This is a genomic window from Streptomyces sp. NPDC001852, assembly GCF_042891825.1.
Lineage (GTDB): Bacteria > Actinomycetota > Actinomycetes > Streptomycetales > Streptomycetaceae > Streptomyces.
Genome location: NZ_JBIATN010000009.1, coordinates 146,963 through 167,117, shown reverse-complemented (window position 1 = coordinate 167,117; position 20,155 = coordinate 146,963). Strand labels below are relative to the sequence as shown.

16 protein-coding genes are annotated in these 20,155 nt (G+C 72.8%); 11 read left to right on the top strand and 5 right to left on the bottom strand.

Annotation, left to right across the window (positions count from 1 at the left end; translation table 11 throughout):
- The first annotated feature begins 67 nt into the window (after window positions 1-67).
- The 3 genes from ACFYZB_RS17765 (at window position 68) to ACFYZB_RS17755 (ending at window position 5,450) form a co-directional block, all read left to right on the top strand.
- Window positions 68-1,870 (top strand): protein kinase, encoded by a 1,803-nt coding sequence (locus tag ACFYZB_RS17765; protein WP_388759300.1) that lies wholly within the window; start codon window positions 68-70, stop codon window positions 1,868-1,870.
- An 86-nt stretch (window positions 1,871-1,956) separates the two neighbouring features.
- On the top strand, window positions 1,957-3,756 hold the full coding sequence (locus ACFYZB_RS17760; RefSeq protein ID WP_388759298.1) for a serine/threonine-protein kinase: 1,800 nt from the start codon (window positions 1,957-1,959) through the stop codon (window positions 3,754-3,756).
- Between the two features lie 53 nt (window positions 3,757-3,809).
- Entirely contained in the window at window positions 3,810-5,450 is a 1,641-nt protein-coding gene (locus ACFYZB_RS17755) for a serine/threonine-protein kinase (protein ID WP_388759296.1), read from the top strand.
- Here the strand turns inward: ACFYZB_RS17755 and ACFYZB_RS17750 are convergent.
- Window positions 5,437-6,369: an AraC family transcriptional regulator gene (locus tag ACFYZB_RS17750; RefSeq protein WP_388759294.1), complete on the bottom strand. Its 933-nt coding sequence runs from the start codon at window positions 6,367-6,369 to the stop codon at window positions 5,437-5,439. The genes ACFYZB_RS17755 and ACFYZB_RS17750 overlap by 14 nt on opposite strands.
- A gap of 106 nt (window positions 6,370-6,475) precedes the next feature.
- On the opposite strand from ACFYZB_RS17750, the gene ACFYZB_RS17745 reads away from it, so the two are divergent.
- The 4 genes from ACFYZB_RS17745 to ACFYZB_RS17730 all read left to right on the top strand — a co-directional run bounded on the left by ACFYZB_RS17745 (window position 6,476) and on the right by ACFYZB_RS17730 (window position 12,011).
- Window positions 6,476-7,378, top strand: a complete 903-nt coding sequence (locus tag ACFYZB_RS17745) for an MBL fold metallo-hydrolase (RefSeq protein WP_388759291.1) — start codon at window positions 6,476-6,478, stop codon at window positions 7,376-7,378.
- Window positions 7,379-7,508: 130 nt separating this feature from the next.
- Window positions 7,509-8,399, top strand: a complete 891-nt coding sequence (locus ACFYZB_RS17740) for a serine/threonine-protein kinase (protein ID WP_388759289.1) — start codon at window positions 7,509-7,511, stop codon at window positions 8,397-8,399.
- 136 nt (window positions 8,400-8,535) lie between these two features.
- Window positions 8,536-10,149, top strand: coding sequence for a succinic semialdehyde dehydrogenase (locus tag ACFYZB_RS17735; RefSeq protein ID WP_388759288.1), 1,614 nt, complete (start codon window positions 8,536-8,538; stop codon window positions 10,147-10,149).
- A 56-nt stretch (window positions 10,150-10,205) separates the two neighbouring features.
- Entirely contained in the window at window positions 10,206-12,011 is a 1,806-nt protein-coding gene (locus ACFYZB_RS17730; protein WP_388759286.1) for a GMC family oxidoreductase N-terminal domain-containing protein, read from the top strand.
- Window positions 12,012-12,117: 106 nt separating this feature from the next.
- On the opposite strand, the gene ACFYZB_RS17725 is transcribed toward ACFYZB_RS17730, so the two are convergent.
- Together ACFYZB_RS17725 and ACFYZB_RS17720 are read right to left on the bottom strand one after the other, a co-directional pair.
- On the bottom strand, window positions 12,118-13,161 hold the full coding sequence (locus ACFYZB_RS17725; RefSeq protein WP_388759284.1) for an LAETG motif-containing sortase-dependent surface protein: 1,044 nt from the start codon (window positions 13,159-13,161) through the stop codon (window positions 12,118-12,120).
- 665 nt (window positions 13,162-13,826) lie between these two features.
- The gene (locus ACFYZB_RS17720) at window positions 13,827-14,105 is read right to left on the bottom strand and encodes a chorismate mutase (RefSeq protein ID WP_351210511.1); all 279 of its coding nucleotides are present in this window, start codon (window positions 14,103-14,105) and stop codon (window positions 13,827-13,829) included.
- A 284-nt stretch (window positions 14,106-14,389) separates the two neighbouring features.
- Between ACFYZB_RS17720 and guaA the strand changes: the two genes are divergently transcribed.
- Window positions 14,390-15,970: a glutamine-hydrolyzing GMP synthase gene (gene guaA / locus ACFYZB_RS17715; RefSeq protein WP_388759282.1), complete on the top strand. Its 1,581-nt coding sequence runs from the start codon at window positions 14,390-14,392 to the stop codon at window positions 15,968-15,970.
- A gap of 12 nt (window positions 15,971-15,982) precedes the next feature.
- Here guaA and ACFYZB_RS17710 read toward each other — a convergent pair whose 3' ends face one another.
- Window positions 15,983-16,447, bottom strand: a complete 465-nt coding sequence (locus ACFYZB_RS17710) for a pyridoxamine 5'-phosphate oxidase family protein (protein ID WP_388759498.1) — start codon at window positions 16,445-16,447, stop codon at window positions 15,983-15,985.
- A 149-nt stretch (window positions 16,448-16,596) separates the two neighbouring features.
- Here ACFYZB_RS17710 and ACFYZB_RS17705 point away from each other — a divergent pair, with 149 nt between their 5' ends.
- Entirely contained in the window at window positions 16,597-17,391 is a 795-nt protein-coding gene (locus ACFYZB_RS17705) for a class II aldolase/adducin family protein (protein ID WP_388759280.1), read from the top strand.
- A gap of 140 nt (window positions 17,392-17,531) precedes the next feature.
- Here the strand turns inward: ACFYZB_RS17705 and ACFYZB_RS17700 are convergent, their stop codons facing one another.
- Window positions 17,532-18,419 (bottom strand): DUF4429 domain-containing protein, encoded by an 888-nt coding sequence (locus ACFYZB_RS17700; protein WP_388759278.1) that lies wholly within the window; start codon window positions 18,417-18,419, stop codon window positions 17,532-17,534.
- A 190-nt stretch (window positions 18,420-18,609) separates the two neighbouring features.
- Here ACFYZB_RS17700 and ACFYZB_RS17695 point away from each other — a divergent pair, with 190 nt between their 5' ends.
- Both ACFYZB_RS17695 and ACFYZB_RS17690 read left to right on the top strand, forming a co-directional pair.
- A complete protein-coding gene (locus tag ACFYZB_RS17695; protein ID WP_388759276.1) occupies window positions 18,610-19,884 on the top strand; it encodes a hypothetical protein in 1,275 nt (424 codons plus the stop codon).
- A gap of 22 nt (window positions 19,885-19,906) precedes the next feature.
- Window positions 19,907-20,128: a hypothetical protein gene (locus tag ACFYZB_RS17690; RefSeq protein ID WP_388759274.1), complete on the top strand. Its 222-nt coding sequence runs from the start codon at window positions 19,907-19,909 to the stop codon at window positions 20,126-20,128.
- Window positions 20,129-20,155: the final 27 nt, after the last annotated feature.

Here is a 20,155-nt window from a genome sequence, read left to right as displayed (position 1 = left end):
GTTCCCTGTTGGTTGACCGGTCCTTAGTCTGACCCTGTCAAGAGCATTGCGGGGCAACGTGAATCAGATGCAGGGCCTGCTCATAGCGGGCCGCTACCGGCTCGCCGATTCGATCGGCAGCGGCGGCATGGGCCGGGTGTGGCGCGCCCACGACGAGGTGCTGCACCGGACGGTCGCCGTGAAGGAGTTGACCGCGGCGCTCTACGTCTCCGACGCCGACCGGGCCGTGCTGCTCGCGCGCACCCGGGCCGAGGCCCGCGCCGCCGCGCGCATCAACCACTCCGCCGTCGTCACCGTGCACGACGTCCTCGAACACGACGGCCGCCCCTGGATCGTCATGGAGCTGGTCGAGGGCAACTCGCTGGCCGACGCGGTCAAGGAGCGGGGACGGGTGGAGACCAGGGAGGCCGCCCGGATCGGGCTGTGGGTGCTGCGGGCGCTGCGCGCCGCGCACTCCGCCGGCGTGCTGCACCGGGACGTCAAGCCCGGCAACGTCCTCCTCGGCCGGGACGGCCGGGTCCTGCTCACCGACTTCGGCATCGCGCAGATAGAGGGCGACTCCACCATCACCCGCACCGGGGAGGTCGTCGGCTCGGTCGACTATCTCGCGCCCGAGCGGGTGCGCGGTCATGACCCCGGCCCGGCCTCGGACCTGTGGGCGCTCGGCGCCACGCTGTACACGGCGGTCGAGGGCCGTTCGCCGTTCCGCCGTACCTCACCGCTGAACACCATGCAGGCGGTCGTGGAGGAGGAGGCCGCCGAGCCGCGCCACGCCGGTGCGCTCGGCCCCGTCATAGCCGCCCTGCTGCGCAAGGAACCGGAGCGCCGGCCGAGCGCGGAGGAGGCGGAGCAGATGCTCGCCGAGGCCGCGGAGGGCCGCCGCCCGCACACCGCCCAGATGTTCATCCCGACCCAGGGCTCGGGCGTGCCCACCGGTGGGCCGAGCACCTCGGGTTACGGCTCCGGCCCGACCGCGTCCGGTTACGGCCCCACCGGAACCACTCCGGGCTACGACGGAACCACCCCCGGGTACGACGGAACCTCCCCGGGCTACGGCCCCACGGGAACCACGTCCGGTTTCGGCTCCACGGCAACCACCCCCGGCGGCCACGGCCCCGGGACACCGGCGGCCCCGGGCCCTTCCACGACCGGGCCGACGGCCGTGGCGCCCACACCGCAGGGCCCGGCGCCCGCACGGCCCCGCCCGCGCCGCCGGCTGCGCACCCTCGTCCTCGTCGTCGCCGCCGCGGCCGTGCTCGGCGGTGGCGCCGCGGTGGCCTTCCAGCAGTGGGGCGGCAGCGAGCAGAACACCGGGTCGAGCGGAGGCGCGGGCCCGGCCACGGACTCGCCCTCCGCGAGCAGCAGCGCCACCCCGGGCGGTGCCGGAACCGTGCCCGCCAGCTGGCAGGTCCAACATGACCCGCTCGGTTTCAGCCTCTCCCTGCCCAAGGGCTGGAAGCGGACGGTCTACGAGCTCAAGGGCGGCCTCAAGCAGATCGACTACAGCCCCGACGGCGGCCATCACTTCGTTCGCGTCGCCATCAACAGCTCGCCCGACTTCGCCGACGCCTACCAGCACCAGGTCGATCTGGAACAGCAGTTGCAGCGACTGGTCGACTACAAGCGCGTGACCTTGAAGCAGAACATCTACCGCGACCGCAGCGGTTCGCTGTGGGAGTACACCTGGCACGCGTTGAAGAAGGACCCGCCGCACGTCGCCGGTCCGCGGCACGCGATCGAGGAGACGTACTACGCGCGTTCCGGCACCGAGTACGCCATCTACATGTCCACCCCGGAACAGGACTGGGCGAAGACCAGCAAGCAGTTCAAGTGGGTGCTCCAGGGCTGGCAGGAGCCCAACGAGGGCTGATACGGCCGAAAACCGCTGGTCGATCGGCCCGTCTTGGCCGATCGGTGCCCCGGAGCGCGCGGGTCCGGTGAGGCATGATGGGGCGCATGGGGACCGAGGGCGCCGACTTCCGGGTGATCGCGGGCCGTTACCGTCTGGAGGCACGCATCGGGCGCGGCGGCATGGGCGTCGTGTGGCGGGCCGTGGACCAGGTGCTGGGCCGGCGCGTCGCGGTCAAGGAACTCCTCCCGGACGACTCCCTCGCCGAGGGCGACGCCCGGCGCCGCCGGGACCGTACGTTCCGTGAGGCACGGGCGGTCGCCCAGCTGCGGCATCCGCACATCATCGTCGTGCACGACGTGGTGGAACAGGACGAACGCCCCTACCTGGTCATGGAGTTGGTCGACGGCGGCTCGCTCGCCGACCGCATCTCACGGCAGGGCCCGGTCGACGCCGCCGAGGCCGCGCGGATCGGCGTCGCCCTGCTCAGCGCGGTGCGCACCGCGCACGAGGCGGGCGTGCTGCACCGGGACATCAAGCCCGCGAACGTGCTGATCGAGTCGGACACCGGCAGGGTCGTGCTGACCGACTTCGGCATCGCGCAGGTCGAGGGCGCCACCACGCTCACCGAGACCGGCTCCTTCGTCGGCTCGCCCGAATACACCGCGCCGGAGCGGATGTCGGGGCTGCGCACCGGCCCGGAGTCCGACCTGTGGTCGCTGGGCGCGCTGCTGTGCACGGTGCTCAGCGGCGAGTCGCCGTTCCGGCGCGACTCGCTCGGCGGCATCCTGCACGCCGTGGTCGCCGCCGAGATCCGGCCACCCGCCGAGGCGGAGCCGCTGCTGCCGGTCGTACGGGGGCTCCTGGAACGGGATCCCGACCGGCGGCTCGGCGCGGCCGAGGCCGAGCAGATGCTGCGGACGTTCCTGGAGACGGGCCGGACCCCGGAGGCGCCGGACGTGTCCGGCCCCAGCGCCACCGGCCGCGTGCACCGGCTCGGCGTGGGCCGGCCACCGAGGCCGGGTGCGGCCAAGACCGGTACGGCGGGGGGACGCTCGGCACGGTCCGGTGCGACCGGGGGACGTACGGCGAAGTCCGCCGCGACGGGGCGGGGTGCGCCGGAGGGCGCCGCGCCGTACACGCCGACCCAGCGGGACCTTCCGCACGGCGGGCCGCCGCCGTCCGCCGCGGCCGGCCCGCCCGACGGGCCCCGGACCCGGCCGCCCTCCACGCGCGGGGTGCTGGTCGCGGCCCTGCTGATCGCCGCGCTGGCCGGGGCCGGCGTCTCGGCGGCGGCACTGCTGCTGCACCGGGACGGCGGCGGGGGAGGCGGCAGCCCCGGCGGCACGGCGACCTCCCCGGCGACCGGTGCCGGTACCGGCGCGCCCTCGTCGCCGACGGCGCCCCCGAGCCCCACCACCTCCCGCCCCACCGGCTCGGGCTCGGCCGGGCCGCGCACCGCGCCCTCCGGTTACCGCACGGCCCGGGACCCGGCCGGCTTCTCCCTCGCCGTACCGCAGGACTTCACCCGCAGCCCGCAGGGCGAGCGCGTCTTCTACCTCTCGCCCGGCGGCACCTTCCGCCTCGGTGTCAAGGCCGCCGATCCCCAACCGGGCGGCCCGCAGGCCGTGATGAACCGTTCGGCCGCCAACGGCCCGTCCGCCAACCCCGGTTACCACGACGGCCGGGTCACCCCCACCACGCACGACGGACACCCGGCGGCGCTCTGGGAGTTCACCTGGAACGGCTTCAGCGCGGCGGAGGGCCCGCGCCACACCTACGACCTGTGCTGGGAGGAGGCCGGGCGGATGTACGACGTATGGGTGTCGGCGCCGGTCGGCAAGGTGCGGGAGGCACGGGAGTACTTCGACGTGGCGGTGGACACCTTCTCGGTCACGGGTTCGTGACCGGTTCGTCCTCCGTGTGGCTGGGGGCGCGCATGGCGCGATATGGATGATGCATGAGCAGTGACGGGGGAGTCGGGCCCGGGACCGACGACACGACGAGTTTTGTTCTGCAACCGCCGCAGCCGCAACCGCAACCGCGGTCGCACACGCAGCCGCAGTCGCAGCCGCCGCCCGTCCCGCCCCGGCAGCCGGAGGCGGGCGCCGGGCGGCGGCTCGTCGCCGGCCGGTACCGGCTGCTCGGCAGGCTGGGCCATGGCGGGATGGGGACCGTGTGGCGGGCCCAGGACGAGACGGTGGACCGGGAGGTCGCCGTCAAGGAGCCACGCGTACCGGACCACCTTCCCGAACGGGAACGCGCCAACGCCTTCGAGCGCATGCGCCGCGAGGCCCGCGCGGCGGCCAGGCTGGACCACCCGGCGGTGGTGAACGTCCACGACGTCGCGCTCGTCGACGGCCGGCCCTGGATCGTGATGGAGCTGGTGCGCGGCCGCAGCCTCGGCGACCTCCTGCGCGAGGGCACCCTGGACGCGCGCGAGGCCGCCCGGATCGGCCTGCAGGTGCTCGGCGCGCTCGAGGCGGCGCACGCGGCGGGCGTCCTGCACCGGGACGTCAAGCCCGACAACGTGCTGCTCGGCCGGCACGACCGGGTGGTCCTCACGGACTTCGGGATCGCGCAGATCGAGGGCGACACGCGGCTCACGGACACCGGCGGCTTCGTCGGCTCCCCCGAGTACATCGCGCCGGAGCGGGTGCTGGGGCAGCGGCCCGGCCCGGCGAGCGACCTGTGGTCCCTGGGCGTGCTGCTCTACACGGCCACCGAGGGCGTCTCGCCGTTCCGCCGCAGCAACACCCCGGCCACCCTCCAGTCGGTCCTCAACTCCACCCCGGCCGCCCCCGCGTCCGCCTCCGGCCCGCTGGCCGAGGTCATCGACGGGCTGCTCCACAAGGACCCCGCGCACCGGCCGCAGGCGGACCGGGTACGGACGCTGCTGGAGGCGGCGGCCCAGCCCCCGGCGCCGCCGCCGGCACCCACCCGGCCCGCCCAGGTGGTCACCCCCGCCAGGCCGGCCGGTCGCCGCCTCGGCCGCACGACGTGGCTCGGCGCGGGTGCGGCGCTGGTCGTGACCGCGGTGGTGGCGTACCTGGTGCTCGCCGACCCGTTCGCGGGCCCGCTGCCCGACGGCTGGGCCCGGCGCCCGGCCCCGAAGCTGGGCGCCACCCTCGCCGCCCCGCAGAGTTACCAGGTGGTCAGGCCCGCCAAGGACGACTCCGACCAGAACTGGGTGACGTACGAGGACTGGGGCGGCGGCATCTGGATCACGCTGGACCTGGCCAGGAAGTCGCAGGACTCCCTGAACCAGATCAAGAACAGCGCGCGCTCCCAGATGTACGCCGACGACGAGAAGTTCCGCGGCGACGGCGACTACAGCCTGCAGATGCCCGGCGGCGCGAGGACCCGCCCGGACGACACCACGACGTACCACGGCAAGGAGGCCGCGAAGAACACCATCGTCTACACGACCAACGACAGCCAGAACCCCCGCCCGCGCGAGCTCCAGATCTTCTACTACCGGACGAGTGGCGGCGACCTGTACAAGCTCACCGTCGGCTACCCGGGCAAGGGTGACTTCACGGCCCGCGGCCGCGACGTGGCCAGGGCGGCGATCGCGAACCTGGACATCAAGAAGCTCTGACCCCTCGGGCGCCGCGGTCCCGGTACCGGCCCGGTGTGGTCCCGAACTGCCGGCTGAAGGCGTGCGAGAGGGCGTACGGGCTGCCGTACCCGGTCTCCCTGGCCACGGTCGCGAGCGGCGCGTCCGTCTCGCGCAGCCGTCCCGCCGCCAGGGTCAGTCGCCACCAGGTCAGATACGCCATCGGCGGGCGGCCGACGAGGGAGGTGAAGCGGCGGGACAGGGTCGCGCGGGAGACACCTGCCGCGGCGGCCAGCCGGTCGGTGGTCCAGGGGGCCGCGGGGTCGGAGTGCAGGGCGCGCAGGGCCGCGGCCGTCGGGCGGTCGGTCAGGGCGGCGGGCCAGCCGCCGGTGCGGGCGTGGGCGGCCCAGGCGCGGATCACATAGACCAGCAGCAGGTCCAGCAGGCCGGGCAGGACCAGGCTCGCGCCGGGACGGTCGCCCTCCTCGTCCAGCTCACGGGCCAACAGGCCGACGGCCGCCCGCAGTTCGGGGGAGCCCGTATCGCCGTCCGGCAGGTGCACCATGTCGGGCAGTCCGGCCAGCAAAGGGTGCGTCCGGCTGCGGTCCAGGCGGTACTTGCCGCACAGCAGCCCCACCTCGGGCCCGGCCCCCGGCAGCGGCAGGTGCGGCTTTCGCACCTCCTCGAAGGGCACCGCCCGGCGTGCCGCGTCCGGCCCCGCCGCGGCGTCGGCCAGCACATGCCCGGCGCCGTGCGGGACCAGCACCACGTCGCCGGCGCCCAGGGGCACCGGTACGCCGCCGTCGTCCGGCAGCAGCGTGCAGGCGCCGCTCAGGACGACGTGGAAGCCCGCGCCCTCGTACGGCGCCAGCCGTACGGCCCAGTCGCCGCTCACCCGCAGCCGGCTGAAGGAGGGCCGCCCGACCCGGACGGCGGAGATCGCATCGCTGACCACGTCCATCGGACACCTCCCTGAGAGTCGCCGAGTGTCCCTGTGAGACGGCAGCGTATTCGACGGAGCCGGAGAAGCATTGGGATGCTCACCACGGGCATTCTAGGTTGGGGGTATGGCCGAAGACAGCGTGCAGAAGTTCCTGATCGGAGATGTCGAGGTCCTGCGCATCGTGGAATGGCAGGGCCCCACCGCACCCGCCCGGCGGCTCGTGCCGGACTGCGGTCCCGAGTTGTGGAAGGAGTACGAGGACCAGCTCGTCCCGGAGCACTGGGAGCCCGGTGCCGATCTCGCGGTGTCGGCGCTGCAGACCTGGGTGGTGCGCAGCGCCGGGCGGACGGTGCTGGTCGACACCGGGGTGGGCCGGGACCGGGAGCGGCCCGGCAACCCGCTGTTCCACCGGCGCCCCGGCGACCTCCCCGGGCGGCTGCGGCGGGCCGGGGTGGATCCCGGCGAGGTGGACCTGGTGGTGAACACCCACATCCACGCCGACCACTGTGGCTGGAACACCCATGACGTCGACGGCGAGTGGGTCCCGACCTTCCCGCGCGCCCGGTATCTCCTGCCGGCCCCCGACGACCGCCACTTCGGTCCCGAGGGCGGATACGCCGGCGGGGTCCGGGTGGACGACCGGCTGCTCTACGAGGACAGCATCGCGCCCGTGCACCGGGCCGGGCAGGCCGTGCTGTGGGAGGACACCCACCGGATCGACGAGCACCTCGTGCTGGAGCCCGCCCCCGGTCACACCCCGGGCTCCTCCGTGCTCCGGGTCGAATCCCGCGGCGAGCGGGGCGTGTTCGTCGGCGACCTCCTGCACAGCCCGGTGCAGATCCTGCGCCCCGAGTGCAGCAGCTGCTTCTGCCTCGACCCGCGGCAGGCGGCCGCGAGCCGGCGACGCGTACTGGAACGGGCGGCAGCGGAAGGGGAGTTGGTGGTACCGGCCCACTTCGCCGGAGCCGGCGCGCTGGAGGTGCGAAAAGCGCGACACGGCTTCACCCTGCACCGATGGGCCGCCTGACCTCCCACCGGCAGCCACGGCCCGCTTCTCGCGATGCTGACGGATCGGCCGTGTCCCGCCCCGGCCGGTGACGACTGGTCGCGCGTGCTCCGCTTCGACAAGGGTGTGGTGCTCGCGGTACTCATGTGACATGAGTGGAGACGGCGAACACCCGCCCGACGCACATCAGATCGCCGACGCACGTCTGATCGGTGGCCGCTACCGGCTGGCCGGACGCCTCGGGTCCGGGCCCTCCGGGACCGTCTGGCGGGCCCTGGACGAGCAGGAGCCGGGCCGCCGGGTCGCCGTCAAGGAGCCGCTGCTGCCCGGCGATCCGGACGGCGACGAGGACAGCCGCCGCATCGCCCACCGGCTTCACCGGGAGGCCCGCGCCGCGGCCCGGGTGCGCCATCCCTCCGCCGTCACGGTGTACGACGTCGTCACCGAGGGCCAAGTCCCCTGGATCGTCATGGAGTTGGTGGCGGGCGAGTCGCTGCGGGAGGCCCTGCGGCGCGGCCCCCTCCCACCCGGCGAGGCCGTCCGGATCGGGCTCGCCGTCCTCGGCGCCCTGCGCGCCGCCCACGCCGTCGGCATCGTCCACCGGGACGTCAAACCGGCCAACGTCCTGCTGGAGTCCGGCACCGGGCGGGTGGTCGTCACCGACTTCGGGACCGGCGCCGGGCACCCCGAGGACGCGCCCGCCGGTTTCGTCGCCCCGGAGCGTGCCGCGGGGCCCGGCGCCGGCCCGGCCTCCGACCTGTGGTCCCTCGGCGCCCTGCTCCGCGCCGCCCTCGCGGACACGGACCCCGGCCCGCTGGCCCCGCTGCTGGACCGGCTGCACGCCGACGAACCCGAGGCCCGCCCGGGTGCGGAGGAGGTCACCGCGGCCCTGCAGGAGTACCTCGGGCTCACGCCCGTACCGGACACGGCGCCCGAAGCCGCACCCGAGCCCCCTTCGCCGCCCCCGCCCGTCGACCCCCCGCGCCGCACTCCGCGGACCGCGCTCGGACTCCTCCTCGCGAAAAAAGCGGGGTTCGAATGATCCTTCTGCCCGCCGCCGTGCCAACGCGCTGATCAGCATATTCGCTGCCAGTGATCACTGGCAGTGTGTGAGCACTCGGTGAATCCCCGTTACCGACGGGTACACAAAGGCTGCGTCGCGGCATACCCTGCGCGTCATGACGGACACGCAGGCCCCGGACAGCACCGGCACCAACCCGCTCGCGCCCGCCCCCGAGGGCGCCCGCACCGCCGCCGACGTGGTCACCCCGGAACTGGTGGCCCAGCTCACCAAGGGCGTCGTCGGCTCCGGCCGTACCGCCAACCACACCCCGTTCACCGGCGAGAAGCTGGCCGACCTGCCCGAGTCCACCCCCGAGGACGTACAGCAGGCCTTCGAGGCCGCCCGCGCCGCACAGGCAGTGTGGGAGAAGACCCCGGTACGGCAGCGGGCCGCCGTCCTGCTCCGCTTCCACGACCTGGTGCTGCAGCGGCAGGCCGAGGTGCTCGACCTGATCCAGCTGGAGACGGGCAAGGCCCGGCTGCACGCGCACGAGGAGGTGCAGGCCGTCGCGGTCGCGGCCCGCCACTACGGCCGCAAGGCCCCCGCCTACCTGCGGTCCAAGCGGCACACCGGCGCCGTCCCCACGCTCACGAAGGTCACCGAACTGCGCCACCCGCGCGGCGTCGTCGGCCAGATCGCGCCCTGGAACTACCCCCTGGAGCTGTCCGTCGGCGACGCGCTGCCCGCCTTCGTCGCCGGCAACGCGGTCGTGATGAAGCCGGACACCGAGACCTGCCTCACCGCGCTGTGGGCCCGCGACCTGCTCATCGAGGCCGGCCTGCCCGAGGGCGTCTTCCAGGTCGTCCTCGGCGAGGGCCCGGTCGTCGGTCCCGAACTCGTCCGGCACGCCGACTACGTCTCCTTCACCGGCTCCACCCGCACAGGGCGCGAGGTCGCGCAGGGTGCGGCGGCCCGCCTGGTCGGCGTGTCCCTCGAACTCGGCGGCAAGAACGCCATGCTGGTGCTGGACGACGCCGACATCGAGAAGGCCGCCGCCGGCGCCGTACGGGCCTGCTTCTCCTCCGCCGGACAGCTCTGCATCTCCATCGAGCGGCTGTACGTCCACGAGTCGGTCGCCGACGCCTTCCTGGAGCGCTTCGCCGCCCGCACCCGTGCCATGCGGCTCGGCAACTCCCTCGCCTACGGCGCCGACATGGGCTCGCTCGTCGGCGAACGCCAGCTCAAGACCGTCGAACGGCACGTCGAGGAGGCCGTCGCCAAGGGCGCGAAGGTGCTCGCGGGCGGGGTCGCCCGCCCGGACATCGGCCCGTACTTCTTCGAGCCGACCATCCTCGACGGCGTCGAGGACTCCATGTCCGTGTGCGAGGAGGAGACCTTCGGCCCGGTCGTCTCGATCTACCGTTTCAAGACCGACGACGAGGCGATCGAGCGCGCCAACGCCACCCCGTACGGCCTGAACTCCTCCGTCTGGACGAAGAACGCCGCGCGCGGCCGGGACGTCGCCGCCCGCCTGCGCACCGGCACGGTCAACGTCAACGAGGGCTACGCACCCGCCTACGGCAGCGTCCAGTCCCCGATGGGCGGCATGAAGGACTCCGGTCTCGGCCGCCGTCACGGCTCCGAGGGCATCCTCAAGTACACGGAGGCCCAGACGGTGGCCCAGCAGCGGTTGCTGCCGATGGCGCCGTCACTGGGCATGACGGACGAGGCCTACGCCCGCTTCATGAGCACGAGTCTGCGCCTGATGAAGGCATTCCGGTTCCGCTAGAAGTCCCCCGCCCGCCAACCCCGTTCGGAAAACCCCGTTCTCGACGAGGAGAGCACGTGTCGCAGGAGAAGTCTGTCCAGACCCGGGACGAGGACGGGTACGACTACGACGTCATCGTGGTCGGTTCGGGGTTCGGCGGCTCGGTGTCCGCCCTCCGCCTGACCGAGAAGGGATACCGGGTCGGCGTGCTCGAAGCCGGCCGCCGCTTCACCCGCGACGCGTTGCCCAGGAACTCCTGGGACCTGAAGAACTACCTCTGGGCCCCCAGGCTCGGCATGTTCGGCATCCAGCGGATCCACCTGCTCGGCAACGTCATGGTGCTGGCCGGCGCGGGCGTCGGCGGCGGCTCGCTCAACTACGCCAACACCCTCTACGTACCGCCGAAGGCCTTCTTCGACGACCCCCAGTGGCGGGACATCACGGACTGGCAGGAGGAGTTGAAGCCGTACTACGACCAGGCCCGGCGCATGCTGGGCGTACGGCTCAACCCGACGATGACCCCCTCCGACGTCCATCTGAAGGCGGCGGCGCAGCGGATGGGCGTCGGCGACACCTTCCACCTCGCCCCGGTCGGCGTGTTCTTCGGCGACGGCAAGGACGCCGACGGGACGGCGAAGGCCAGGCCCGGTGAGCAGGTGAACGACCCGTACTTCGGCGGCGCCGGCCCGTCCCGCAACGCCTGCACCGAGTGCGGCGAGTGCATGACCGGCTGCCGGCACGGCGCGAAGAACACCCTCAACGAGAACTACCTCTACCTCGCCGAGAAGGCGGGCGCGGTGGTCCACCCCATGACGACGGTCGTGTCCGTCACGGACGACTCACGGGGTGGGTACGCGGTGGCGACCCTGCCGACGGACCGGAAGAAGAAGGGCGAGGGCCGGCTCTTCACGGCGCGCAGGGTCGTCCTCGCGGCCGGCACCTACGGCACACAGACCCTCCTGCACCGGATGAAGGCCGGCGGCCAGCTGCCGTACCTCTCCGCCCGGCTCGGCGACCTGACCCGCACCAACTCCGAGGCACTGGTGGGTGCGCAGACCGACAACCGCCGCTATCGCAAGGCGACCGGCGAAGCGAGGGCCGACTTCACCCGGGGCGTGGCGATCACGTCCTCGATCCACCCCGACGAGAACACCCACATCGAGCCGGTCCGCTACGGCAAGGGCTCCAACTCGATGGGCGGCCTGTCCATCCTCCAGGTCCCCTACGCCGAGGGCTCCTCGCGCGCGCTGGCCTGGCTGGCGAACGCCGCCCGGCACCCGGTCCTGGTCCTGCGCTCCCTCTCCAACCGGCGCTGGTCCGAGCGGACCATCATCGGCCTGGTGATGCAGTCGCTGGACAACTCCCTGACGACGTACCTGAAACCGGACGGCGTCGGCAAGGGCCTGCTCACCGCCCGCCAGGGCCACGGCACCCCCAACCCCAAGCAGATCAAGGCCGCCACGGAGGCCGCCTCCGCGCTCGCCGCCGAGATCAACGGCTTCGCGGGCAGCAACGTCGGCGAACTGATGGGCACCCCGCTCACCGCGCACTTCCTCGGTGGCTGTCCCATCGGCGACTCCGCGGAGACCGGCGTGCTCGACCCCTACCACCGCCTCTACGGGCACCCCGGCATCTCGGTCGTGGACGGCGCCGCGGTCTCGGCGAACCTGGGCGTGAACCCCTCGCTGACGATCACCGCGCAGGCCGAGCGCGCGATGTCCTTCTGGCCGAACAAGGGCGAGGAGGACCCGCGTCCTGCGCAGGGTGCGGTGTACGAGCGGCTGAAGCCGGTGGAGCCGCAGGCCCCGGCGGTTCCCGCGGAGGCGTTCGGCGCGCTGCGCCTGCCGTTCCTGGGGATGCCGGCGGTACCGCCGAAGGAGTAGGGCGGTACCGCGCCAAGAACCGGCGCGGGTATGCCGAAGGGGCCTGCACCCCCCTCCTGGCGCAGGCCCCTCCGGTTGTGCGACCGCGCCTTACGCGGCTGCCGCCTTACGCGGCTGCGTCCGAACCGGCGCCCTTGCGGCGACGGACGGCGAACACCGCTCCGGCGCCGAGGACGACGGCGACACCGCCGACGAGACCGATGGTCGGCAGCATGGAGCTGGAACCGGTCTCCGCGAGCGAGCCGGTGACGTCCTGGGTGTTGCTCTTGCCCGGCTTCTGGGTGGGAACCGGGACCTGGCCGCCCTCCTGGGGCTTCGTCCCGCCGGTGTCGGTGCCGGCCTTGACGATCTTGATCAGGTAGGCGGCCTGGTCCGAGCCGATGCAGTTCTTCTCGTCGTCGAAGTACATCCCGCCGCCGATGGTCAGGCCCTGCCCGACCGGCGCGTTGGCCTTCACGTTCAGCCGGAGCTGGTAGTTCACCGTCTGGCCGGCCTTGATGGCGGCGAGGTCGAGGTAGCCGTTGGAGTGGCCGGCGCCGTCCTCGACGTCGTACCAGGCTCCGTCGTACTTCACCTGGAGCTGGACCTGGCTGGTCTTGAAGGCGTACTGGGCGTTCGGGTCGCTCGGACCGACACCCGCGTAGAAGATGACGTCCTTGAGGTCGCCCGACGTCGGGTTCTTGACGCTGAGCGTGAAGGGGTGCCAGCCGCTGCCCACGGCGATCTCGCCGGGCAGGCCGCTGAGCGAGGCGTGGATCTTGGACTTGTAGCCGGCGTCGTCCTGCTCGCAGATGCCGGTCGGCGTGGTCGGCTCACCACTGGGCTCGGCGCTCTCGCTGGGCTCGGTGGACGTGGACGCGGAGGCGGACGCGGATGCCGACTCGGACGCGGAGTCGGAGGCGGACGCCGACGTGCTCGCGCTCGCGGAGTCGGAGGCCGACGCGCTGTCCGACGGCGTGCCGGCGGGCGAGCTCGCGTCGGCGGCCGGGCTGGTGCTCGGGTCGGCCGCGGGAGTCGTCTCGGTCGCGGCCGGGCTGCTCACCGAGGAACTCGGCGAGTCGTCGGCGAACGCGGCAGGGGCACAGACGAGGGCGAGCGGCGCGAGGGCGGCCGTCGCGGCCGCGGTCATCATGGCGCGGCGAAGCTTCATCGAGGACCTCTTGTGGGGCTCGCGTGCTGCCGGGGGGCGGCACGTGGTCGGAGGCCTCCGTGTGTGGGGCACGGGCATGGCCGTTGGTTGCACAGGTGAGACCCGTGGCCTGTGAGGAGGGTTGTGCGTCAGCCGACAGGAGGTTTCTGTGAAGTGGCTCACATTTGTCGGGGCATGACGAAGGGCCCCGCGGGACGGAGGGACCGCGGGGCCCTTCTTCTGGCCAGCACCGGCGTCAGGGCAGCGCCGGTGCCCGGGGCGGCGCCGGGGGGTTGCGCCGCTGGTTCATGGCCCCGGCCCCGGCCGTGTCATCGGCGGGCCGGGCCGGACGGTGTGCGGCAATGCCGTTTCCGTGCCGTTGTCTGCGCGGGGACTTGGGGCTTCTGCGCGCAATGTTTGTTTTCCGCATGCTTGCTTTCCCGCCGGTCGGCCCCGGGCGTCCCCGGAGCCGACCGTTCTCTAGGGTGACCGGGCTGCTGTCCCCTGCCGTCCGGTCACTTCCCTGGAGCGAGGTCCCACGGCGTACGGCACGACCCGTACGCCTCATCGCCCCAGCGAGCCACGCGTGGTTCTGTCGGGCCCGCCCCTGGCTGGCACGGACACCCGGCTCAACGAAGTGCGGCGCGAGCCGGTCACGCGCCGTACGGGTGAGACGTCGTTCGAACTCAGATACGGCCCCGGCACAGCTCGAGCAGGGTCATGGCGAGGCCGGTGCCCGGCTTGCCGAGGGCCTCGCGGTAGCGCCCGAGGATCTCCATCTCACGGGAGAGGTGCACCCGGCGCCCGCCAGAGGCGATGCGGGTCTGCTGGACCACGGCGGAGACGGCCATCCGCTCCTGGATGAGACCGATGATCCGGTCATCGAGCACGTCGATGCGCTCACGGGCGTCGGCGATGGTCTCTTCCGGGGAGGTCATGGTCTCTTCCGGGGAGGTGGTGGTCATGTCGGGGCTCCTTGACGAGGGTGTCGGTGATGCCCCGGAACGACAGGACCCGGAAAACGCAAGGCGCCCCGGGCCTTGTCGGCCCGGGGCGCCTGGGAAGTCGCTTGGCGTTCGCTCAAGCAGCACGACCATGGCAGCCGGCGGGCCGGTTGCCATAGGTAAAGAGGAAGGTCGAGTGCGTGAGCATGGGTGCAGTATGCCACGGCTCCTTCCGGAGAGGGTCCCCGGCCGCCCCCGTTAGAATCGGAACCACAGACCCCCGCCCAACCGCCGGAAGGCACATCGTGTCATCAGCGACCCCCGCTGCCGCCACCCCCGACACCGTCCTGGTCGTCGACTTCGGCGCGCAGTACGCCCAGCTCATCGCCCGTCGCGTCCGCGAGGCCCGGGTCTACAGCGAGATCGTGCCGAGCACCATGCCGGTCCAGGAGATGCTCGCCAAGAACCCCGCGGCGATCATCCTGTCCGGAGGCCCGTCCTCGGTGTACGAGGCGGGTGCCCCCCGCCTCGACCGCGCGATCTTCGAGGCCGGCGTCCCCGTCTTCGGCATGTGCTACGGCTTCCAGCTGATGGCACAGTCCCTCGGCGGCACCGTCGACAACACCGGCGCCCGCGAGTACGGCCGTACCGACCTGCACGTCTCCAGGACGTCCTCCACCCTCTTCGAGGGCACCCCGGACGAGCAGCACGTGTGGATGTCACACGGCGACGCCTGCTCCGCCGCCCCCGAGGGCTTCACGGTCACCGCGTCCACGGACGTCGTCCCGGTCGCCGCCTTCGAGAACGACGAGAAGAAGCTCTACGGCGTCCAGTACCACCCGGAGGTCATGCACTCCACGCACGGTCAGCAGGTGCTGGAGCACTTCCTGTACCGCGGCGCCGGCCTGAAGCCGAACTGGACGACCGGCAACGTGATCGAGGAGCAGGTCACGGCGATCCGCGAACAGGTCGGCGACAAGCGCGCGATCTGCGGCCTGTCCGGCGGCGTGGACTCCGCCGTCGCCGCCGCCCTCGTCGCGCGCGCCATCGGCGACCAGCTGACCTGCGTGTACGTCGACCACGGCCTGATGCGCAAGGGCGAGACCGAGCAGGTCGAGAAGGACTTCGTGGCCGCGACCGGCGTCAAGCTGGTCGTCGTGGACGCCGAGGAGCGCTTCCTGACCGCGCTCAAGGGCGTCACCGACCCCGAGGAGAAGCGCAAGATCATCGGCCGCGAGTTCATCCGCGTCTTCGAGCAGGCGCAGGCCGACATCATCGCCGACGAGGGCCCGGCCGTGGAGTTCCTGGTCCAGGGCACCCTGTACCCGGACGTGGTCGAGTCCGGCGGCGGCACCGGCACCGCCAACATCAAGTCGCACCACAACGTCGGCGGCCTGCCCGAGGACCTCGAGTTCAAGCTGGTCGAGCCGCTGCGCAAGCTGTTCAAGGACGAGGTCCGCATGGTCGGCCAGGAGCTCGGCCTGCCGGACGAGATCGTCCAGCGCCAGCCGTTCCCGGGCCCCGGCCTCGGCATCCGGATCGTCGGCGAGGTCACCAAGGAGCGGCTCGACCTGCTCCGCGACGCGGACGCGATCGCCCGCGAGGAGCTGACCGCGGCCGGCCTCGACCGGGACATCTGGCAGTGCCCGGTGGTGCTGCTCGCCGACGTCCGCTCCGTCGGCGTCCAGGGCGACGGCCGCACCTACGGCCACCCGATCGTGCTGCGCCCGGTGTCCTCCGAGGACGCCATGACCGCCGACTGGTCCCGGCTGCCGTACGACGTCCTGGCCCGCATCTCGACCCGGATCACCAACGAGGTCCGGGACGTCAACCGCGTCGTCCTCGACGTGACCTCGAAGCCGCCGGGCACCATCGAGTGGGAGTGACCCCCACGGCCCCTACGTGCGCCTGATCGTGCGCAGGGGCTCACCGGGCCGCCAGACCTGGACGACCAGATACCGCTCGTCCTCGACGTAGGTCCGCACGACCTCCGTCAGCTCGGTACGGAAGAGGTGGAACGGCTCCGGCGGTTCCACCTCTTCCGCGTAAGACCTCTTCCCCTCGCCCCCGACCTCGTACGCCCGCCCCGCGATCCGTACGTCCCCGCCGCCCGTCCCCGTGTCCTCGCCCGGGTTCGCCTGGAGCGCGAAGCGCGCATCGCGCCGCAGGTCGAGGGCCTTTCGCGAGCCCGCCATCATGCCGAGCCACAGCTCGCCGCCGCGGAAGTCGGCCTCCAGGCCGGAGGTGCGCGGCGAGCCGTCCCGGCGGAGGGTGGCGAGGACATGGTGACGAAAGGCCCGGAACCGCTGCTCGACGGTCATCGCCAGCTCGGGCTCGGCGCAGACGAAGGCCGCCCAGTTCATCCGTGTCATACGCGCCAGTCTCACCGGCAAACCAGACACCTTCTGTCGGGTATCCGCCGCGTACGTCATCTTTACAAAACAGCTCTGCCCTTTTGCGCTGACCGGCGGTAACTTCCGGCGCATAGAGCAATCCCAGCGCTGGAGGACCTATGCACGGGCCCACCCCGCCCCTGCCGCTGCCCACCGACCAGCTGCGGTTCGCCATGCCGCCGATGTTCGACTCGGTGGAGGACGAGCGCCGGCACCGCAAGGAGCGGCTCGCCGGTGCCCTGCGGATCTTCGGGCGGACCGGGCTCGAGGACGGGGTCTCCGGGCACATCACCGCCCGCGACCCGGAGTTCTCCGACTGCTTCTGGGTCAACCCGTTCGGGATGTCGTTCAAGCACGTCACCGTCGGCGATCTCGTCCTCGTCAACCAGGACGGTCAGGTCGTCGAGGGCCGCTACCACGTCAACCAGGCCGCGTTCACCGTGCACGCCCAGGTCCACGCCGCCCGCCCCGACGTCGTCGCCGTCGCCCACTGCCACTCCGTCTACGGCCGCGCCCTCGCCGCGCTCGGCGAACTGATCGACCCCATCACCCAGGAGAGCTGTGCCTTCTACGAGGACGTGGCCCTGTACGACGCCTACTCCGGCGTCACCGTCGACGTCGAGGAAGGCCGCCGGATCGCCGGGGCCCTCGGTTCCCGCAAAGCGCTCGTGCTGCGCAACCACGGACTGCTCACCGTCGGTGACTCGGTGGACGCCGCCGCCTGGTGGTTCCTGTCCATGGAGCGGTCCTGCCAGGTGCAGCTGACGGCGAAGGCGGCCGGCCGGCCGGTCCTCATCGACCACAAACTGGCCGTCGCCACCCGCGAACAGCTCGGCGGCGACCTGGTGGCCTGGATCAACTACCAGCCCCTGTGGCAGGACATCAGCCGCAGCGAGCCCGACCTGCTCAGCTGACCCGGAACCTCGCAGAACGTCCGGACCGGCTCAGCTGACCCGGAACCTCGGCGGGGCGGCTCGGACTGCTCCCCTGATCCGAAGCCCCGGCGGGCGGCTCGGCCTGCTCGGCCCAAGCCTGGGCGGGAGGCCGGGCCCGCTCAGCCGAAGCCCCTCAGCACGGCCGCCTTGGTCCTCGCGAACTCCTCGTCCGTGAGCACCCCGTCCCGGTGCAGCTCCCCCAACTCCCGCAGCCGGCGCAGCAGTACGTCATGGTGGTCGGCCCGCCCCGGTACGGCCGAGCGCTGCCGGCCCCGGTCGTCGTAGGCGCCACCCGTGCGGGTGGAGGGGTGCGGCAGGCGGGCGGTGACGGCCGTCGCGACCAGCGCGGTCAGCAGATCGCGCCGCACGCTGCCCCACAGGTCCAGGGTGTAGGGGTCCCGCTCGGGCGGCAGCTTGGAGAACACCGTCTCCGGGGTCACGAACCGGAGAAACCCGTCTTCGTACCCGGAGTTGGGCAGCCACTCCACCTGCACCAGATCGCCGAGGCCGATGATCCGCGGGCCGGTCGCGCGTTTGACCCGGTCGGAGGTGTCGGCCCAGTCGATGCGCACCTGTGTGCCGTCGAAGGAGACCGTGCCGTCGGAGGACCGCACGGACACCGGTACCGGCGGGCCCGGCAGCAGATAGGCGGTCGTCGGCTCCTTGGGGACCCGGTCGAGGAGCAGGGCGTGCCGGATCTCCTCGGCGACGTACTCCGCGACCCCGCCGCGGTCCGCGTCCACCGTCAGCCGGTAGGGGTCGGCCGGGTCCGGCAGCCGCCCACCCGTCGCCTGCAGCAGCGGATCGGCGCCCTCGCGCAGCCGCATCCTCAGCCGGCCCCGCTTGCGCTCGGGTTCGTAGACCACGTCCGAGACCGCCTCCAGCGGCACGGAGACCTCGCCGTACGTCTGCCGGAACAGCGGAACGCAGCGGTGCAGTCCGGGGGTGATCCGGATCGTGTTGCCGTCGAAGGCCCAGGACCCGTCCCGCTGGATGATCTCGGCCATACGGGAATTCTCGCAGCCGGGTCAACACGGCGGCTCGTACTTCACCCGCCGTGACCCGGTCCGGGGGTCCCGGACGGCCCGGCGTAGGGCACAATTCGCTGTCGATGCAAGGGACTTGTGCGGCGGCGAGGCCTTCCCCGGAGGGCCCGCCGGCCGCGCCGGCAGGTCGTGGGGAAGGCGGGCGCAGGTCGTGGCGGTGCAGGAGGCGAGACAGGGCACTGGTGCCGGGCACTTGGGCGGCTGCGCCTGCGGGGACTGTCCGCACGGCGCCCGGGAGGGACACCGGCGGGCCGTCGCCGCTTTCCTGCGCCGCCGGGACGAGTTCGCGGCCGGGCAGGGCCTGCCGGTGGCCGTGGCCCACTCGGCCTCGGCCTCCCGACAGTGGGTCTCCGAGGAACTGACCCAGGGGGCGGAGGCCGTCGCCGAACGCGGCCGCACCGAGGGCGAGGCATGGCTGGCCCGGCTGTGGCTGCGCACGGTCTGCACCGTGTGGGGCGCGGTGCTCGCACTGCTGCTCGGCGAGGCGCTCACCGCGGTCGGTGCGGGCTGGACCGGCGCCCGCACCGCGGCCCTGACCGCCGCGCTCGTCGTCGCCGGTGTGCTCGGCGCCGCCTCCTGGCTGCACCGGGCGCGTGGCGGGGCGCTGGCACCGGTGATCGGCGAGGACAACCGGATGTCCACCTCCCGTACGGTCGCCGCCTGTTGGGTGCTGTTCGTCGGCTACGCCGTCCTGCTGCTGGCCGCCCGGCTGGCCGCCGCCTCCGACCACACCGAACGCGACGCGCTGATCTCGGGCCTCGACCTCGAGCGTGGCGCGGGCGTGGTGACCGTCCTCGCCGTGGTGTGCGGCATCGCCGTCCTGGTCCGCCGGGTGGTGGGCCTGCGCATTCTGGCGCAGCGGCTGCAGAAGGTGCCGGCGCACCGGCCGCGCGCCGCCGACCTGCTCACCGACGACGCCGGCCGGGGCGCCTTCACCGACATCCAGTACGTCGCCATCAGCGCCGTCGCCCTGCTGTTCGCCGCCGTCCGGCTGGCCCGCCGCCCCGACCAACTGCCCGACCTGCCCTGGGGGCTGGGCATGGTCGTGCTGATCTCGGCCGTGACCTACCTCGCCGGCAAGTACGCCGAGGGCGGCCGCCCGGTCGTCCTCTCCGTCGTCCGCGCCCGGGAACCCGGCGACCTGGACGGGCCGATCCGCACCGGCGACGACATCGAGATCCGCGGCGCCGGTTTCGTACCGCCCGGCGCACAGAGTGCCGACCGGCTCTCCCGCATGGTGGTCCGCATCGGCAGCGTCGACGTGCACGTCCCGCTGGTCCCCGTCACCGGCGGCTTCAGCAACCCCACCGACAGCGTCCTGACCGTGCCCGTACCCGCGGATGTCGAGCCCGGCGCGGTGGAGGTGCAGGTGGTCACCGCGGCCGGGGTGGCGACCAACCGCTGTATCGTCCAGGTGACGGAGTGAGCGGCGGGGGAGCGGCGGACCGATGAGCGAGAGCGTCCTGTCGGTGATACCGGCCGACCCGCACTGGCAGCCCGCACCGGACGCCGGGAAGCATGCCGCGGCCCTGGTCCTGGAACTGGTCTCCGCCTCGACGGACGGCACCGAGGCCGACCCGGACGACGTCGAACTGGACGTCGACCGGCACGATGCGATCGCCGCCGTCGACTGCGGCCAGAACCTGATGCGCATCGGCTGCCCGCACTGAGGTGCCTCCGTCGACCGCGACGGGTGC

Coding starts and splice junctions, on each gene's coding strand:
- ACFYZB_RS17765 (WP_388759300.1), top strand. CDS start 68: ATGCAGGGCCTGCTCATAGCGGGCCGCTACCGGCTCGCCGATTCGATC.
- ACFYZB_RS17760 (WP_388759298.1), top strand. CDS start 1,957: ATGGGGACCGAGGGCGCCGACTTCCGGGTGATCGCGGGCCGTTACCGT.
- ACFYZB_RS17755 (WP_388759296.1), top strand. CDS start 3,810: ATGAGCAGTGACGGGGGAGTCGGGCCCGGGACCGACGACACGACGAGT.
- ACFYZB_RS17750 (WP_388759294.1), bottom strand. CDS start 6,369: ATGGACGTGGTCAGCGATGCGATCTCCGCCGTCCGGGTCGGGCGGCCC.
- ACFYZB_RS17745 (WP_388759291.1), top strand. CDS start 6,476: ATGGCCGAAGACAGCGTGCAGAAGTTCCTGATCGGAGATGTCGAGGTC.
- ACFYZB_RS17740 (WP_388759289.1), top strand. CDS start 7,509: ATGAGTGGAGACGGCGAACACCCGCCCGACGCACATCAGATCGCCGAC.
- ACFYZB_RS17735 (WP_388759288.1), top strand. CDS start 8,536: ATGACGGACACGCAGGCCCCGGACAGCACCGGCACCAACCCGCTCGCG.
- ACFYZB_RS17725 (WP_388759284.1), bottom strand. CDS start 13,161: ATGAAGCTTCGCCGCGCCATGATGACCGCGGCCGCGACGGCCGCCCTC.
- ACFYZB_RS17720 (WP_351210511.1), bottom strand. CDS start 14,105: ATGACCACCACCTCCCCGGAAGAGACCATGACCTCCCCGGAAGAGACC.
- ACFYZB_RS17710 (WP_388759498.1), bottom strand. CDS start 16,447: ATGAACTGGGCGGCCTTCGTCTGCGCCGAGCCCGAGCTGGCGATGACC.
- ACFYZB_RS17705 (WP_388759280.1), top strand. CDS start 16,597: ATGCACGGGCCCACCCCGCCCCTGCCGCTGCCCACCGACCAGCTGCGG.
- ACFYZB_RS17700 (WP_388759278.1), bottom strand. CDS start 18,419: ATGGCCGAGATCATCCAGCGGGACGGGTCCTGGGCCTTCGACGGCAAC.
- ACFYZB_RS17690 (WP_388759274.1), top strand. CDS start 19,907: ATGAGCGAGAGCGTCCTGTCGGTGATACCGGCCGACCCGCACTGGCAG.